Origin of the sequence: Rhizobium sp. NXC14 (assembly GCF_002117485.1) — a bacterium.
GTDB lineage: Bacteria > Pseudomonadota > Alphaproteobacteria > Rhizobiales > Rhizobiaceae > Rhizobium.
The window spans coordinates 1,440,691-1,457,095 of the sequence record NZ_CP021030.1 but is presented as its reverse complement, the minus strand read 5'-3'; the positions used below and the strand labels follow the sequence as shown (position 1 = coordinate 1,457,095).

14 protein-coding genes and 1 pseudogene are annotated in these 16,405 nt (G+C 57.9%); 4 read left to right on the top strand and 11 right to left on the bottom strand.

Going from position 1 to position 16,405, the window contains the following annotated elements:
- Positions 1-184 precede the first annotated feature (184 nt).
- The 3 genes and pseudogenes from NXC14_RS07160 to NXC14_RS07150 all read left to right on the top strand — a co-directional run bounded on the left by NXC14_RS07160 (position 185) and on the right by NXC14_RS07150 (position 3,407).
- Positions 185-400 carry a hypothetical protein gene (locus NXC14_RS07160; RefSeq protein WP_085777579.1) on the top strand — a complete coding sequence of 72 codons (216 nt, stop codon included), beginning with the start codon at positions 185-187 and terminating at the stop codon, positions 398-400.
- Positions 401-572: 172 nt separating this feature from the next.
- Positions 573-1,882: pseudogene (locus NXC14_RS07155) on the top strand (polysaccharide biosynthesis/export family protein).
- Positions 1,883-1,901: 19 nt separating this feature from the next.
- Positions 1,902-3,407: an O-antigen translocase gene (locus NXC14_RS07150; protein WP_085777578.1), complete on the top strand. Its 1,506-nt coding sequence runs from the start codon at positions 1,902-1,904 to the stop codon at positions 3,405-3,407.
- Between the two features lie 193 nt (positions 3,408-3,600).
- Here the strand turns inward: NXC14_RS07150 and NXC14_RS07145 are convergent, their stop codons facing one another.
- From NXC14_RS07145 to NXC14_RS07120, 6 genes are read right to left on the bottom strand one after another with little or no spacing between them, the layout of a single operon-like run.
- Positions 3,601-4,818 carry a DegT/DnrJ/EryC1/StrS family aminotransferase gene (locus tag NXC14_RS07145; RefSeq protein ID WP_085777577.1) on the bottom strand — a complete coding sequence of 406 codons (1,218 nt, stop codon included), beginning with the start codon at positions 4,816-4,818 and terminating at the stop codon, positions 3,601-3,603.
- The gene (locus NXC14_RS07140; protein ID WP_085777576.1) at positions 4,815-5,789 is read right to left on the bottom strand and encodes an NAD-dependent epimerase/dehydratase family protein; all 975 of its coding nucleotides are present in this window, start codon (positions 5,787-5,789) and stop codon (positions 4,815-4,817) included. The genes NXC14_RS07145 and NXC14_RS07140 overlap by 4 nt, the downstream gene beginning before the upstream one ends.
- On the bottom strand, positions 5,786-6,502 hold the full coding sequence (locus NXC14_RS07135) for an acyltransferase (RefSeq protein WP_085777575.1): 717 nt from the start codon (positions 6,500-6,502) through the stop codon (positions 5,786-5,788). The genes NXC14_RS07140 and NXC14_RS07135 overlap by 4 nt, the downstream gene beginning before the upstream one ends.
- Positions 6,492-7,595 carry a DegT/DnrJ/EryC1/StrS family aminotransferase gene (locus NXC14_RS07130; protein ID WP_085777574.1) on the bottom strand — a complete coding sequence of 368 codons (1,104 nt, stop codon included), beginning with the start codon at positions 7,593-7,595 and terminating at the stop codon, positions 6,492-6,494. Before NXC14_RS07130 ends, NXC14_RS07135 begins: the two co-directional genes overlap by 11 nt.
- Positions 7,592-8,629, bottom strand: coding sequence for a Gfo/Idh/MocA family oxidoreductase (locus NXC14_RS07125; RefSeq protein ID WP_085777573.1), 1,038 nt, complete (start codon positions 8,627-8,629; stop codon positions 7,592-7,594). Before NXC14_RS07125 ends, NXC14_RS07130 begins: the two co-directional genes overlap by 4 nt.
- Positions 8,626-9,132, bottom strand: a complete 507-nt coding sequence (locus NXC14_RS07120) for an acyltransferase (protein ID WP_085777572.1) — start codon at positions 9,130-9,132, stop codon at positions 8,626-8,628. The genes NXC14_RS07125 and NXC14_RS07120 overlap by 4 nt, the downstream gene beginning before the upstream one ends.
- Positions 9,133-9,689: 557 nt before the next feature.
- On the opposite strand from NXC14_RS07120, the gene NXC14_RS07115 reads away from it, so the two are divergent.
- On the top strand, positions 9,690-10,445 hold the full coding sequence (locus NXC14_RS07115; RefSeq protein ID WP_085777571.1) for a response regulator transcription factor: 756 nt from the start codon (positions 9,690-9,692) through the stop codon (positions 10,443-10,445).
- A 158-nt stretch (positions 10,446-10,603) separates the two neighbouring features.
- Here the strand turns inward: NXC14_RS07115 and NXC14_RS07110 are convergent, their stop codons facing one another.
- From NXC14_RS07110 to NXC14_RS07090, 5 genes are all read right to left on the bottom strand, one after another.
- Positions 10,604-11,650, bottom strand: a complete 1,047-nt coding sequence (locus NXC14_RS07110; protein WP_085777570.1) for a glycosyltransferase family 2 protein — start codon at positions 11,648-11,650, stop codon at positions 10,604-10,606.
- A gap of 127 nt (positions 11,651-11,777) precedes the next feature.
- A complete protein-coding gene (locus tag NXC14_RS07105; protein WP_085777569.1) occupies positions 11,778-12,587 on the bottom strand; it encodes a glycosyltransferase family 2 protein in 810 nt (269 codons plus the stop codon).
- Between the two features lie 127 nt (positions 12,588-12,714).
- On the bottom strand, positions 12,715-13,767 hold the full coding sequence (locus NXC14_RS07100; RefSeq protein WP_085777568.1) for a UDP-glucuronic acid decarboxylase family protein: 1,053 nt from the start codon (positions 13,765-13,767) through the stop codon (positions 12,715-12,717).
- Positions 13,768-13,813: 46 nt separating this feature from the next.
- The gene (locus NXC14_RS07095) at positions 13,814-15,268 is read right to left on the bottom strand and encodes a sugar transferase (RefSeq protein ID WP_085777567.1); all 1,455 of its coding nucleotides are present in this window, start codon (positions 15,266-15,268) and stop codon (positions 13,814-13,816) included.
- A 7-nt stretch (positions 15,269-15,275) separates the two neighbouring features.
- On the bottom strand, positions 15,276-16,142 hold the full coding sequence (locus NXC14_RS07090) for a WecB/TagA/CpsF family glycosyltransferase (protein WP_085777566.1): 867 nt from the start codon (positions 16,140-16,142) through the stop codon (positions 15,276-15,278).
- Between the last annotated feature and the right edge of the window lie 263 nt (positions 16,143-16,405).

Sequence of the window (16,405 nt, the reverse complement as noted above, 5' to 3'; positions counted from 1 at the left end):
TTGATACGACTCCAGGAAGTATAGTCGAAAAATAAGCGAGTATATCCTACGCCTTTCGCTCTACGGGCGCCATCCTTTGGGCAACAGCCGTGTTTTATGAAATAGTGACGGGTGCGACGGGCCGTAAAGCTTCGCCGCGTCCGGTGCAGGAAGCCGCGGCGGCGGCTTAGGCCACCATCTCCACTTGGCGGCACTGACGCTGGAAACGCCCAGGCAGGAAGCAACGGATCGGGTCGACCAAGCGATGGCAAAGGCCGTCTGCATCGGGGCGCCTTCGATCCGGCACGCCTATGCGATCGCGGTCCTTCACGGCGAGCGCACCTATTCCTGCGTGCATGATCTCGTGATTTTTCAGGATGATCCCTCTCTGAGATATACGCTCCTGCTCGATTTAGACTGAGGCACCCACCCCATCTCATCAATAGTGATGAGGCAAAGCAAGCGACCTTCACCTTCCTCAAGCCTTCGTCAGACGGCACACTAACGATGCGGCTTCGGACCTGCCAGCCGGCGGTCGAACAGCGTGAAGGCATTGGATCAGCATCCGTTCAAGGATGCTTCGCAGGCGAGATATGTATATGAATTCATCGCACCGCATCCCTCAGCTGCTCTTTCGCACGACGTTTGTCATCGGTGCACTCGCATTTCTTGCCGGAGCGGTGTCGCCGGCTCTCGCCGATAGCGCGTTCTTCGCTCCACAAACGAAAATCCGTCTGAGTGTCGTGCAATGGATACCGTCCAAGGGGCAGTTTGATCGGTTGGATGGGATCAGTGGAGAATACACTGTTTCGGATTCAGGTATAATCTCCCTGCCCTTCCTGGGGTCGTTGGCCGTCGCCAATCTCGACAATGCGGGCCTTACCATCGAGATTGCCAAGCGCCTTCAGGCGAAGATGGGTCTGGCCCAGGCACCTGCAGTGACCATCGACGTTCTGGACTATTCCTCCATTTACGTGGTGGGAGACGTGATGGCGCCGGGAGAATACAAGTTTCGCTCCGGCCTCAGTGTCTTGCAATCCCTCGCCATGAGCGGCGGCCCGTTGCGGGCGGCGGCGCAGCAGCAATCGCAGGCGATCAGGCTTGCCGGCGATTTGCGGGACATTGACCACTCGCTGCTGCGCAGTTCTGCAAAGCTCGCGCGGCTGCAGGCGGAGATGGCGGACGCGAAGGAGATAGTCTTCGATCAGCCGTCCGCCGCCGATCGGCAATATGCCGAGAGTATCTACGAGGAGGAGCGGGTCATTTTTCAGGCCCGTGCAAGCGCGCTGGACAGACAGTCGGTAGCGCTCGTCGAATTGCGTAATCTCTTGACTGCGGAAGTCGAAACGCTGCAAGAAAAACTGAAAGGCTCGGATGACAATATCCAGTCAGTGGAGGAACAACTGACGAGCGTGAAGACGTTGGTCCAGAAAGGCCTGACGATCTCCTCACGTCAGATGGATCTGGAACGATTGCTCACCACCTATCGCTCCGATCGGCTCGATCTTGTGACTGCCATCATGCGGGGACGCCAGGCAATCAACGAGACGACGCGCAGTCTCGAGGGACTTTCCGACACTCGCCGCAATGAGCTCGCTACCGAGGTGCAGGCGGAAAAGGCCAATCTCGATCAGCTCAAATTGAAGCGTGACACCACGCAACAACTGCTTCTCGAAGAACTGTCGAGCGGCGCCAGCGTGAAGAATTACAATGAAGAATTGCCGCTGACGTTCATCGTGAGTCGGCGGGAAAAGGGTGAGGTCAGTCAGTTCCAGGCTTCCGAAATGACGGAGCTGGCACCGGGCGACGTGGTCAGGGTGACTCGGGTACGCACCGCCGATGTGTCATCAGAAGACGCCGCTGCGCTGCCTGTCCAGACAATGTCAGTCAGGTAAGCCGATGATGACGGGCTGGGGCTTTCGATGACTTTCAGAATGATCCCACCAAGCCAGACCTATACCCAGATCCTCAAATCGACGATGCTGATGGGCGGCTCTTCGCTGGTCAACGTCGCACTCAGCATCGTCAGAAACAAAGCCATGGCCGTCCTGCTCGGGCCGGAAGGCATCGGGCTGATGGGCCTTTACAGCTCGATCGTGGATATGGCGCAGTCCCTCGCTGGTCTGGGCGTCGGCGGCAGTGGCGTGCGTCAGGTCGCTGAGGCAGCCGGCACCGGCGATACAACCAGGATTGCCCAATCGGCGACCGTACTGAGACGCATATCAGTGGTGCTGGCGCTCTTTGGGGCGCTCCTTCTTGCCGCATTGGCGTATCCTGTCTCAAGTTTCACCTTCGGTGATTACCAGCACGTCGGGGGCATTGTGCTGCTGTCGCTCGCCGTTTTCTTCCGGCTGGTGTCTGCGGGGCAAGGCGCATTGATTCAGGGTATGCGCGGAATTGCGGATCTTGCCCGCATCAACGTGCTTGCCGGGCTCTTCGGTACAGCGGTGAGTATCCCTCTGATCTATCTCTTCGGGGTGCAGGCGATCGCACCGTCGCTCGTGGTCATTGCAGCTGCCTCAATCGTTCCGACGTGGTGGTACAGCCGGCGGATCTTTCCAAATCCATACCCGATGTCGGCGCGCCAGTTCAGCCGGCAGGTGTCGGCTCTGCTCCGGCTCGGGTTCGTCTTTATGGCAAGCGGGCTTCTGACCTTCGGCGCGGCCTATGCCATCCGCATCATCGTGCTGAAGGAAGGCGGCGTCATGGCGGCGGGATTGTATCAAGCTGCCTGGGGTCTCGGCGGTCTCTACGCCGGCTTCATCCTGCAGGCCATGGGGACGGATTTCTATCCTCGCCTGACTGCAATGATCGACAACGATGTCGAATGCAACCGGCTCGTCAACGAACAGGCCGAAGCCAGCATGCTGCTCGCCGGTCCCGGCCTGCTCGGCACGCTGACGCTGGCGCCGCTCATGATGAGCCTGTTCTATTCGGCAGAATTCCACGGGGCAGTCGAACTTCTGCGCTGGATCTGTCTCGGCATGATGCTGCGCATTATTTCCTGGCCGATGGGTTTCATCGTCGTGGCGAAGAACACCCAGGCGATTTTCTTCTGGACTGAGGTTGCGGCTGCAGTCGTGCATGTTGGGCTTGCCTGGCTCCTAGTATCGCTGCTCGGTACCCAAGGAGCCGGCATGGCGTTTTTTGGCCTCTATGTCTGGCACGGCATCCTGATCTATGTGATCGTCCGCAAGTTGACCGGTTTTCGCTGGTCCGCCGCCAATCGCCGACATGCGTTGCTTTTCTTGCCCGCATCGGGACTGGTATTCCTGATGTTCTCGATCTTGCCGCTGTGGCCGGCGACGGTGATCGGCTTCGTCGCCGTCCTTGTCTGTGGGTTGTATTCACTGCGCATGCTGGTCGACCTGCTTCCGCCGGAGTCCGTGCCGGCCATGATTCGCGGATGGATCACGAAGTCAGCCTAGAGCGATTCAGCTCATCACGGAAATGCAAGACCATTCCAACCATTTGTATTTACGGTAAATTGTCGGCAAAAGCGCTTCGCGCTTTGCCTGGGAAAACCGCTTCGCACTTACCTGGCGCTCTAACGAACAATGCGCGCATCCTCAGATCCGCGCATTGTTTGTTATGCAAATTGCCGCGTGAGGCAGATGGCGTTCAGGCGACAGCAATATCCATGTGAGATTGGACGCCGGCGGCTCCGACGGTCGCCTCCTCGAGGGCTGCGCGAAGTGCCTCAACAACCCTGACGATGTCGAGGTCCGTCATCTGGGCGAAGAGCGGCAGGATTATCGTTTCCTGCTGCGCTGACACGCTTCGCGCCAGGCCAGTGGCGGCTCGATAGACGCACTGGCCGGAATAGGCTCCTTCCAGATGAATGTTCATCACGCCGCGCCTGGTCGATATCCCTTGATCGAGCAGTACCTGCATGACCGCCCGTTGGTCGACGGCATCAGGTAATCTCACACAGAAGCTCTGCCAGTTGCTGCGGGCCCAATCAGGCTCCATTGGCAGCGTTAGGCCGGCGATCGTCGACAGGCGCTCGCAATATTGAGCGGCAATCCGCCTTCGCTCTGCAACCAACTCCGGCAGCCGGCGGAGCTGCACCCGTCCGACTGCGGCCTGGAGGTCGGTCATGCGATAGTTGTAGCCCAGTTCATCATAGTCTTCGAAAATCACCTGTTTCGAGCCGTGGCGGACAGCGTCGGTGACGCTCATGCCATGCTGGCGCCACAGCCGGAATTTTCGGTCATATTCCGGGTTCGCCGTCGTCAGCATGCCGCCATCACCCGTGGTGACGACCTTTCGGGGATGGAAGGAGAAGCAGGCAATGTCGCCATGCGGCTTGCCGATCTTTTCCCAACGCCCGTCCCAAAGGATTTCGCTTCCCGTCGCACAGGCCGCATCCTCGATAACCGGTATCGAATGGCGCTTGCCGATCTCGACGATCGAACGGAGATCGCAGGGCATGCCGAGCTGATGCACGCACAGGATTGCCTTGGTGCGGGGCGTGATTGCCGTTTCGATCAAGCTGGGGTCGATATTGTAGCCATCCGGCGCGATATCGACGAACACGGGTACCGCATCGCAGTATCGAACGGCATTCGCGGTGGCGATGAACGAATGGCTGACCGTGATGACTTCATCGCCGGCACCGATGCCGACCGCCATCAAGGCGAGATGAAGCGCGGTTGTGCAGTTGGAAACGGCACAAGCGTGCCCGGTGCCGACGAGGGCTGCGAATTCCTTTTCAAATGCCGCGACTTCCGGCCCCTGCGTCACCCATCCCGACAGGATGACGCGACGCGTGGCCTCAGCCTCTTCCTCTCCGAGAACGGGTTTGGCGACGGGAATCGTCGATAATAACGGGCTCATGCAGCCTGGCCTCCTGCCGAAGCAGTCTTCGACTGCCACCACGCGACAAGGTCACGAAGCCCCTGCTCCATCGAGATTTCCGCCTTGAAGCCCAGAAGCCTTTCGGCCTTGCTGATGTCGGCAAGACGACGTGTGACGCCGTTGACGGCGCGCGCCTCTTTGTGCTGCGGCTCGAGTGAGTATCCCATGATTTCGCTCAGCATCCGCGCGAGTTCCAGCAGGCTTATTTCCCTGCCGCTCGCGACGTTGAACACCTCGTCCGTAACGTCGCTCTTTGCCGCCAGGATGTTTGCCCGCGCGATATCGCGTGCATCGACGAAGTCCATCGTCTGACTGCCGTCTCCATAAACGAGCGGCGGCATTCCGGCTGCCAGGCGTTCCATCCAGCGGATCAGAACTTCGGTATAGGCGCCGTAAACGTCCATTCTCGGGCCGTAGACGTTGAAATAGCGCAGCGCCACATAGCGCAGGCCGTACATTTCCGCGAAACTGCGCAATAGACCCTCGTTGAAGGTCTTGGCGGCGCCGTAGATCGTCCGGTTATTGTAGGGGTGATGCTGCTCGGTCGTCGGGAAGCTTTCGGCAAGCCCCAGCACGGAGGCGGAGGAAGCAGCGACGACCTTCGATACGCCTGCCTTCACGGCAGCTTCGAGGACGTTGAACGTGCCTTCGGCCAGAACATCGAAGGCGAGCCGCGGGTCTTCGGCGCATTGCGTGATGCGGATCGCCGCCTGGTGAAAGACGATGTCGACGTCTTCGAAGGTTTTCGCCAGCAGTGCCCTGTCGCGGATATCGCCTTCGATGATGTTGACGGAGCCGCTTGATATTGCCGTGCTGAGATTGTCCCGGCGCCCGCGCACGAAATTGTCGAGGACGATGATCTCGCGAGGTTTTTCCAATGCAACAAGATCGGCAATATGCGAACCGATCAGACCGGCACCGCCGGTGATGAGCACCCGTTTGTTTCTCATGATCTTCCCTCACGCGACATGTTCGTCATCGGATCATTCTCCGAACGCCAACGTATGAATTTCGCCGGTACACCGGCGGCAACAGAGAACGGCTCGACGTCGGAAACGACAACTGCACCCGCTCCAACGATCGCCCCCTTCCCGATGGTCACGCCGGGAAGAATGGTCGCATTCGTTCCGATATCGGCCTCGGCACAGATGCGGACCGGCTTGATTTCAAGATCCGTACGGATGATCGGCACGTCTATCGGCAGTGCTGTGTGGGTCGAGCCAAGCACCTTGGCGCCCGGCCCCCACCCGACCGAATCCTCGATCACAAGGTCGCGCGCGTCGAAATAGGCCATCGGGCCGATCCAGACATTGTCGCCGATGACGCAGGTGCCATCGTAGCGTCCCTGGATGTAGGCCTGAGCGCCGATGAACACGCCATTGCCGATTTCGAAGGTTTCCGGATGTTTGAAACCGGCGCCGCTAGCGACCTGCAAACCTTCGCCGCAGCTGCGCGTGATAGCCCGCCAGATGGCTTTGCGCATCAGCGCGTCGACGACGCCGTCGCCTGTCGCGAAGCGGCCGTAGAGTTCGATCAGGCCGGCGCGCCCATATGCTTGCCTGAGCTCTTCGGCGAGCCCCGCTTGATAGGCTGGATCTGCCGGCTTCTGGCTGCGGCCGTGGACGGCCTGCACGACACGAGCCTCGCGTGGACTAGCTGACATAGGCATACTCCAGCGCAGCCGCGACCTGATCGACGTGCTGTACGGACATTTCAGGGTAGATCGGCAAGGAGAGAACCTCGCGTGCGGCGGCTTCCGAGACCGGGAAGTCCCCTGCTTGGTAACCGAGGTCGGCATGGGCCTTCTGCAAATGAACGGGAATAGGATAGTGCAGACCGGATGGAATGCCCTCTCCTGTGAGCACACGTTGCAGGCCGTCCCGATCGTGGCTTCTGATGGCGTAGACATGGTAGACATGCCGCCGCTCCGGCACTTCGACAGGCGTTCGCAAATGCGGCGATCCTGCAAGCAGCGAGGAGTAGCGGCGACCATGCGAACGACGGGCTTCGGTCCAGGCTTCGAGATGCCGGAGCTTGACGCGCAGAATGGCTCCCTGGATGGCGTCCATGCGATAGTTGAAGCCCTTCAGCAGATGGTGATAGCGCTGCTCCTGACCCCAATCCCGCAGCATGCGCATTGTCTTGGCCTGCTCATCGCTGTTCGTGACGGCGATCCCGCCCTCGCCGCAGGCGCCGAGGTTCTTACCCGGATAGAAGCTGAAGCAGCCAGATGCGCCGATGCTGCCGGCGCGCGCGCCCTTATACCGGGCGCCATGTGCCTGGCAGGCGTCCTCGATGACCGGAATCCCGTAGCGATCAGCGACTGCCATGATGCCATCCATATCCGCCATCTGACCGTAGAGATGGACGGGGATGATGGCCTTGGTCCGGGAGGTGATCTTCGCCTCCAACTGAGCCGGATCCATGGTGAGCGTCACCGGCTCGACATCGACGAATACGGGTGTTGCGCCGGTATAGCAGATTGCCGACACAGTCGCGACAAAGGTGAACGGCACGGTGATGACTTCATCGCCGGGACCAATGCCCGCCGCAAGCAAAGACAGATGCAGGGCACTCGTCCCGGTGTTGACGGCGATCGCGTGTTTGACGTTGCAATAATCCGCAAATTCCTGCTCAAGGCGGATGACTTCCTCGCCCAGTATGTATTGCCCAGAGGCGAGCACGCCGAGCACGGCGGCGTCGATTTCGCTCTTGATCGATTGATATTGTGCTCTGAGGTCCAGAAAGGGGATCATGCGATGCGCCTCGCCTCTTCGAGCTCGACGACACGACCGCGCTGTGCGAGCGAACGGCTTGCGGCTTCAAGGACCCGAACGACACGCAACCCGGCATGCCCGTCCGTAATGGGCCGGGAATTCTGCTCGATGCACTCGACGAAGTGATCCAGTTCGCGCTTCAATGCCTCGGTCATATCGAGCTTGGGTGCCCACATATCGCCGCTGCGGTAGCCGACCAGCATCTGATGCACCTTCTCTCCGTACGCATCGGAATTGGGGCACATGGTGATGCCCTTGTCATAGACCTTGATCTTTTCGCTGGGCTCGAGATCGTCATAGACGATCATCTTGTTGCTGCCGCCGATCAGCGTGCGGCGCACCTTGACCGGCGCCAGCCAATTGACGTGGATGTGCGCGATGAGCTTGCTCTCGAAAAAGAGCGTCAGATAAGCGATGTTCTCCGGCTCGCCGAGCACGTGGCTCATGCCCGTCGCGGAAACAGCCACCGGTTTTTCCTGCAGGACGTGGTCCAGGATGGAAAGGTCGTGCACCGCGAGGTCCCAGATGACGCTGACATCATGCTGGAAGAGCCCGAGATTGACCCGAACCGAGTCATAATAATACATGTCGCCAAGGCCGCTTTCGACCAGTTCGCGCATTTTCCGCACGGCGCCGGTGTGGACGAAGGTATGATCCACGGCCAGCACGAGGCGTCGGCGCGCAGCTTCGTCGACCATTCGCGACGCTTCGTCCGCCGTCGCTGCCATCGGCTTTTCGACGAAGACATGCTTTCCGGCCATCATCGCCTGCATTGCAAGCTTGAAATGCGTCGAGACCGGCGTCGCGATGGCGATCGCGTCGACTCTCGGATCGCGCAAAACTTCCTCGAAATTGTCGGTGACCGTTATTGCGGGGTACCGGCTTTTGACGGCCCCCAACCGTTCGACATTGAGATCACAGACTGAAACAAGGTGGGCGCCGGCCGCTTCAGAGATGTTACGAACCAGATTCGGACCCCAATACCCATATCCGACAACAGCGATACCGATCATTCCATTTCTCCCAACGCAAACATGTCTACCGGTCCGTCATTGACGCGGCCGATTACCCTGGCCGGAACGCCCGCGACAATGGCGCCGTCGGGCACGTCTTTTGTTACAACCGCTCCGGCGCCGACCTGCGCAGCCTCTCCGATGGTCACGCCGGGCAGAATGGTGGCGTTGCTGCCGATCGACGCGTGGCGCTTGACGAGTGTAGGGATGAGTATCCAGTCGGTCTCCGTCTGCAGGCTGCCGTCCGGATTAATGGCGCGCGGGTACGTGTCGTTCGTAAACATGACCCCGTGGCCGATGAACACGCCGTCTTCCAGCGTCACGCCCTCACAGAGGAAGGAATGGCTGGAAATCTTGCAGTCTCTCCCGACCACGACATTCTTCTGAATTTCGACAAAGGTGCCGATGCGCGTTCCTGCGCCGATCGTGCAGCCATACAGATTCACGAGATCTCGATGGTGGATGACGCTACCGTCACCCAGCTTGACATTTGATGCAATCATCCCTGAAAACCCCTACTACTCCTAACAGGGCCCGATTTTCAGTTAAAACAAACAATCGGGCGATTGCGTCCAAGGTTTCAAACCAACAGGACAAATATTTCTCTGCACTTCAAAGAGAATTGTTTTCGTCATCCGAGTAAAGAAACAAAACGGTTAAGCTTACTCACCTAAAGGCGTATCTACTTATGACGACTTACGCCTTGGCTCATTCTATCGACCAGCACTGGAGGCAGGGGGCCACCTCCCGCACGCAATGCGGGCCTACGCCGGAGACAGCGATTGTTTCCATGCATTTAGTGGCCTGCCATAAAACTTATATGTAAAAACAGAGACTATCCTGAAAGGAATCCAGTAAGACCTAAGTCTATACTCAGGATTACCTTCAAATTTTCATCCAATTATGAAAGCTGTGCTGTACTTAGCCTATATTAGCTACTGTAACGTTCCGCGAATTGTGGTATTCGATTCCTACTTTAGAGTTTCCTAAACCCCCGTATTGAGAGGGGTCGGTACTCTGGTCGTAGTGAAGCGTAACGTGTTAGAGGGAGGGTGAAGCTGTGAATTCAGCACTTATACCGAATTTGGACCTCAGGCAGGAAAACGTAGCTCTTCCCCTTAATAACGCGCACACACTTGCCTTGTCGGCAGGGCAGACGCATTCGCTTGTCATTCTCGATAATCGCGAACTTGATCGTCAATGCCTGGCGCAATGCATGGCTGCTCAAAAGGCGGATTTGCAGATTCTGGCGTTTGGTTCGATTGAGGAGTGGAAGCAGAAGCGCGACGAATACGCTCCGCTTGCGGCAATCCTCTTGAATGTAGGCGGCAAAAAGGTCGATGAACCGGCCGTTTCGGAGCAAATCCGGAAGCTTTCGTCGGAATTCGCCTCTACACCCCTTATCGTGTTGGCTGATAGCGACGATTTCGGACAAATCGTCAGGGCTCTTGAGTACGGAGCCAAAGGGTTCATACCCGCCTCAGTCAGCGTCAGCGTCTGCATGGAGCTGATCGCGCTGTCGGTGGCAGGGGGAATATTTGTGCCTGCAAGCGCCCTGTTCGCCATGCGTCACCTGCTGGACTCGAACAACTCGACGGCCCGTCCGCTCTCCGGCATCTTCACCGATCGTCAGGCAGAAGTGGTCGAGGCGCTCCGACGCGGAAAGGCGAACAAGATCATCGCCTACGAGCTCAATCTCCGTGAGAGCACTGTCAAGGTGCATGTTCGCAACATCATGAAAAAGGTCAAAGCGACGAACAGGACGGAAGTTGTTTTCAAGCTCAACGACTTGTTCCAAAGTGGTGTTCCGGCGTGAGCGTGAATACAGCGATGTGCTGATATAACTCTTGGGGCAAATCTTTTCGTATTTTCCAGCACATTTGTGCTCAAATCAGCCCGGTGGCGCGAAATGCGTCGCCGGGTTTTTTGATACCGGGCAGGTCTGTCGCGGGGGCGTGAAGTGCGATCGAGCCCTCAGCTGCCGACCGTTGTTCCTGTACTTGCAGATGACCTAACCCGGTTCCTGCGCATGCATCCTGCAACTCGTCGCCCGATGGACTTCAAGGCGTACCAATGCTTTGGCCCGATCGTTTGCTTGCAGGCCAGTTTGAACCAGGGCAGCGAATTTCGCAGCTCAGGAGAGACCTCCAGGGCAAAATGCTGGATGGCCGCGGCCGTAGCAAGGTCGAAGTTGTTGAAGGCGATGCCAGCCTGTTGAAGCGCCTTCTTTCCGAGATCCATGGCAAGAAAGCGTCGTAGCATCTGATCCTTTTTGAGGCTATCTGTCGCTTGGCCAAACAGGGCATCAAAAGCCTTTTTTCTTTGTAGAAGGTCGGAAAGAACGTTTTCGCCGTAGTACTGCAGCGACATGTTCGAAGCATGTCGGCGATATACTGCTTGATCCTCTTTGATGAAGCCTACATCAGCATGTGCTGCGAGCCGCAGCCACATTTCCATATCGCCGGCGTGCGGCAGTTCCTTAAGATAGCCGCCAACCTGCTTTTGCAGCGCCGTCCTCACGACAGCCGTCGGTGTTGGAACGAGATTGCTTGCCCCACTCAACCGCATGAATTGTGGACCGGACAAGACCTGCATATGACGCACGTCATGGTCGCCGAGAGGATCAGCGCGGCTCGTATTACCGTCCGGCTCAGCTATGAGCGCGTTCCCGAACGCCATCCCCACATTCGGATAGGTGCGCATCAGCTCCGCCGCGCGGCCCAGCGAGCCCGGCAAAAGATAATCATCCGCAGAAAGAAGCAGGAATAAGTCACCGCCTGCCCAATCGATTCCCTCATTGTAGGTGGCGATGTGGCCCATGTTTGTCGTGTGCCGCCGATAAGTGACCCGGTCATCCCGGGATGCCAGCGCCTTTCCGACTTCCGGTGTATTGTCCGGCGAGCAGTCATCCAGAATAAGCACGCGCACATCGACGCCCGCTTGTGAAAGGACACTCTCAACAGACTCCTGCAGGAAATGAGCGTAGTTGTAGCAGGGAATGACGACATCAACACGTTGCAAACTTATTCCTCCGCCTGCACAACGCCACGCTTGGTTAGAGAGATCTTCCGCCCGCGGCATCGTCTTGTTGTAAGTGGCGTTTGTTTCCCGCTCGCAGGTGCGTTGAGAGATGTTTCCGCCTCGGCACTCATGTTTTGGCCCCGAGATAGGAATACGGGGAAAGTCTTGACAGCGCATATTGACCGACCAGCTTTGCTACCGTGCGACGCCTGAGCGGGAAGCCGAAATCCTGCCAGATGCGCCAGCGGTCTCGGACCGGAAGGGACTTGAACCAGTAGTAGGGCTGGTCAGTGAACGCGAGGGTCTTGCTGCCCGCGGGGGCAGGTTCGCCCATCCGCTTGTAGTCGGCTTCCCAAGTCGTGCGGTAACAGACCGTCGAGATCGGCTCATGAGAGCGCGACAGCCCAGAGCTCCGTATCGAGCTCCAATAGACAGAATCTCCTACTGGATAGAGTTCCCTCGGCATGTGAGCCCAACGCGCGACGATCGGCAGGCACGGCCGCGTGAGAAACAAGCAGTTCGTATCCACGTGCGTGCGGCCGTCGCTTTTTGAGTCGTCGAACATGTAGGTGCCGTCTGCGCGATGCATCGAACGTCTCGATGAGCAAACCGCAGCACCGGTACGGTGGTGAAGTTCAAGCAGACGCTGGATGTGGTCGGATCTGTACCAGTTGTCCGCATCGAGAAACGCCACCGCGTCATAACCCTGGGCGAAGGCGCTGAGGCTGCCGATTACGCGAGCCATGTTGCCCGCGTCGCCGTGAGCATCGGGCAGGATGAAATGTTTTGCGCCCCAGCGAGCGACGGAACTGTTCGGAAAGCCATCGGCAACAAAAACATGGTCGCATGCAACGGTCTGGTCGACAACGCTCGCCCGGCACTGCTCAAGGAGTTCGTTGGGCTCCTTGTAATATGGTGTAATAACAGCAACGCGCATTGCCCGTGTCCTCAGTGTTTTTGCGGCGATTTGCACGTCCGACGATCGCCGCCCCTTTTACAAACCGGATATGGGCTCGGTTCATTAAACCCAAACCGAGCCATGACTTGCGCTTTGACGTTGCCGATCACGTTCCCAATGGAGCGGCGTGCGGAACGGGAACGCCGACGGCCGGCGCGGGCGGATTGGTGTAGGCCATCTGCGGAAATCTGACGCCGGGCATGCTTCTGGCCTCGCCGGAAAGCTTCCACTCGAAATAGGCGATCGTTCTCTCGAGCCCTTGGCGCAGGCTCACCGTCGGCTGCCAGCCCAGTTCCTGCTTTGCCCGGCTGATATCGGGTTTGCGCTGGGTCGGATCGTCGATCGGCAGGGGTCTGAAGACGATGCTTGATTTCGATCCGGTCATGTCAATGACCATTTCGGCCAGTTCCCGGACCTGGAATTCTCCCGGGTTACCGAGATTGATCGGACCCGTAACGCCGGCCGGCGTACCCATCAGGCGGATGAAGCCCTCGATCAAATCGTCGACATAGCAGAAGGAGCGCGTTTGCGTGCCGTTGCCGAAGATGGTGATCGGCTCGTTTTGAAGCGCCTGAACAATGAAATTGGAGACGACGCGTCCGTCATTGGTCTGCATTCGTGGCCCGTAGGTATTGAATATCCGCGCCACCCGGATTTCCACGCCATATTGACGGTGATAGTCGAAGAACAGTGTCTCGGCGCACCGCTTGCCTTCGTCATAGCATGCCCGGGGGCCTATCGGACTGACGCTTCCGCGATACTCCTCAGGCTGCGGGTGAACCGCCGGATCGCCATAGACCTCGCTTGTCGATGCCTGGAAGATCTTTGCCTTTGTGCGCTTGGCCAGGCCGAGCATATTGATCGCCCCATGCACATTGGTCTTCACGGTCTGCACCGGATCGTGCTGGTAGTGGACCGGAGATGCTGGGCAGGCGAGGTTATAGATCTCATCGACCTCCACATAAAGCGGGAATGTGATGTCGTGGCGGAGTATTTCAAAACGAGGATCGTCAAGAAGGTGCAGTACGTTATCGCGCGAGCCGGTATAGAAATTGTCCACGCAGAGGACGTCATTGCCCTCTCGCAAAAGCCTTTCGCACAGGAATGATCCCAGAAATCCGGTGCCGCCGGTAACCATAATTCGCTTCTGTCCGTGCATTGATTTGCTCCGTTGTTAATGTTTGCCCACCGGGATGGAGAACATGTCAGCAGGCTCCCTTGCCTTTCAGGACCGCAGGAATTGTGCTGAGAAGGATGTGCCAATCGAACCACAAGGATCGATTGTCGATGTAGAACTCGTCGAGTTGCTGCTGCAGTTCGATATCCGCATTGCTTCGTTCGGATATCTGCCAAAGCCCCGTCAGCCCCGGCGTTACCGAGCGCCGCTTGGCACGAAACTCGCTATCCATCGCCGAAAGGTGATATTCCGGGAAGGGACGTGGTCCCACGAAGGACATCTCTCCTGCAATGATGTTCACCAGTTGCGGGAGTTCGTCGAAACTCGATGAGCGAAGGACATGCCCGATCACTGGCAGGATGCGCGGATCCTGCCGAAGCTTGAAGTGGTTCGACCACTCGGCTTGTATGTCCGGATTGTCCCGGAACAATGTTTCGAGGCGTTGTTCCGCATCTCTGTACATCGTTCTCAGTTTCAGGACGCGCACCGGCTTGCCGGACAAGCCTTCCCTGGCGTGTCTGAAGAAGACGGGACCCGGATCGATGGCATAGATCGCGGCGGCGGCAACCAGTATGCAGGGCATCAGCACCAGCACCGCCGGGATAGCGATCACGAGATCGAGGACTCGACGCACCAGGTTCGAGCTTGCCGATCTCCCACCGACGGCCAAGCGAACACCGATCTCTCCGCCGACGTCCGCCGGTCGCAAACCGGTTATCTTGACGTTCGGCGTGTCGGAGAGGAGGATGACTTCGGCGAACTGCCGACGCATGGTTGCCAACTCCGCGATAAATGAGCCCGTATCGTCAGCGATCAAGGCAATCGATGGCCCGTTGTCGGCTGATACTTCCGAAGTATCGGGAGAAAAGGATTCCGGCCGAATGCCATAGTGCCAATGCTCTGAGAAATACGCCACAAGCGCAGGGATGCGATTGCGGGCACCGACGATCACTGCCCGCTCACCCCAGATACCAAGCCTCCAGGACAGTCCTCGTGCGGCCCCACGCATAAGAGGTTGAACAACCAATCCGAGGCCCATGAAGGCGATGATTGGAAGCAGCACGCCTAATCCTTCCGGCAGAAGGATCGCCCCAAGCGCTGCGATGACCACCACCTTGAAGGACGCTGTCGTGCGGCGGCGCAGATGTTCGTGGTCGTGAAGCCGATATCCGGGATAGAGCGCGTTCGATGCATAAAGAACGATCGCTGCCAGCGCTGCGACGGCGAAAGCGCGCTCCAGCACCATATTCTCCGAAGCGTTCGAAAGGAACGGCAGGAGAAGAAGATAGGCTATCAGGTAGCTTGCGATGTCGCCGGCAATCAGAAATGACGACGTAGCGAGCCGAGGCAACCTGCGCCTGAATGGAACCGTTATTTTCAGCTCTGCCCGCTTGCTGAATTCGGCGGTCGGTGTGGGGTTTGCCACGAAAGGTTTCGTCTTCCGCAGGTCGGACGTGATTGCTGACGGCGCAAATAGGGACATGATCGCTTCACACCTTTACGGCTGTTGCTTTTGGCGCACTCGATCCAAAAACCTCGTCTTCGATCGGAAACTTCCGAAGCCCCAGTCTCTGGAATGCTGTCAGTGAGATGAAGGTCGGCACGACGAGCGCATACCGCCGCCACAGCCGTCGCGGCTCGCACAAAAGACGAAAGGCCCATTCGAAGCCGCTTCTTTGAATGAACCTTGGAGCTTGCCGCTTGAGGCCGGCGTGAAAATCGAATGCAGCTCCGACGCCGATAAGCATCGATGCATCCAGACGGTCACGCATGCGCGCCATCCAGAGTTCCTGCTTGGGACTGCTCAGCCCCACCCAGATGATATCGGCGCCGGATCGATTGAGCCGGTCCGCAATATCGGCTTCCTCTTGCGGTGACAGTTTATGAAAAGGCGGTGCATAGGAGCCGGCTATCTCAGCTTCCGGGAATTTCGCGAGAAGCTGCGCCTGCAAGTGCTGCAGCGTCTCGGGCGTTGCGCCATAAAGGAAGTGGCGTATTCCCTTCGATGTGCCGGCCTCGAAAACAGACAACATCAGATCGGGTCCGTACACCCTGTCGCTGTCCGCATGGCCAGCACGCTTCAACGCCCATACCAACGGCATGCCGTCAGGGGTCACGAGGAATGCCCGGTTATGTATCGACCGGAGCTCTGGGTCATCTTGACATCGGACGACACCGTGTGCGTCGCGAACACACACATATTCCCTCCTGCCGTCTTCAATCCCTTTTTGAATAAAACCGGTCGCGCTTTTAAGATTAACTGCCGAAATGCGAACACCAAGAACATTAGTCCATTCCATGGAGTCCTTTTGTTTAAGAACTGAAGTTTGGCTTCTGTCTGTCGGTTGCTTTCCCATGACCTACGCTTTCGCGATTTAAACTGTCATCAGAATATGCCGGCAGAGCGATTGTCTCCATACTTTCAGTTCCAACTATTGGACGTAGAAGACACTTCATATTCCTACGCCTTCGGGCCGAGATAAGTTACAATATTCGAAGTAAGGCGGCGTACCCCACGGCTTGCCGCGTTGCTCTTTTTGATGAGTGCGACCCCGAAAGAGCGGTTTGACCTTCACAAGGCCGCAGAAGATAGTCACTCTCGCGCCAAGCCTGGGCGGAC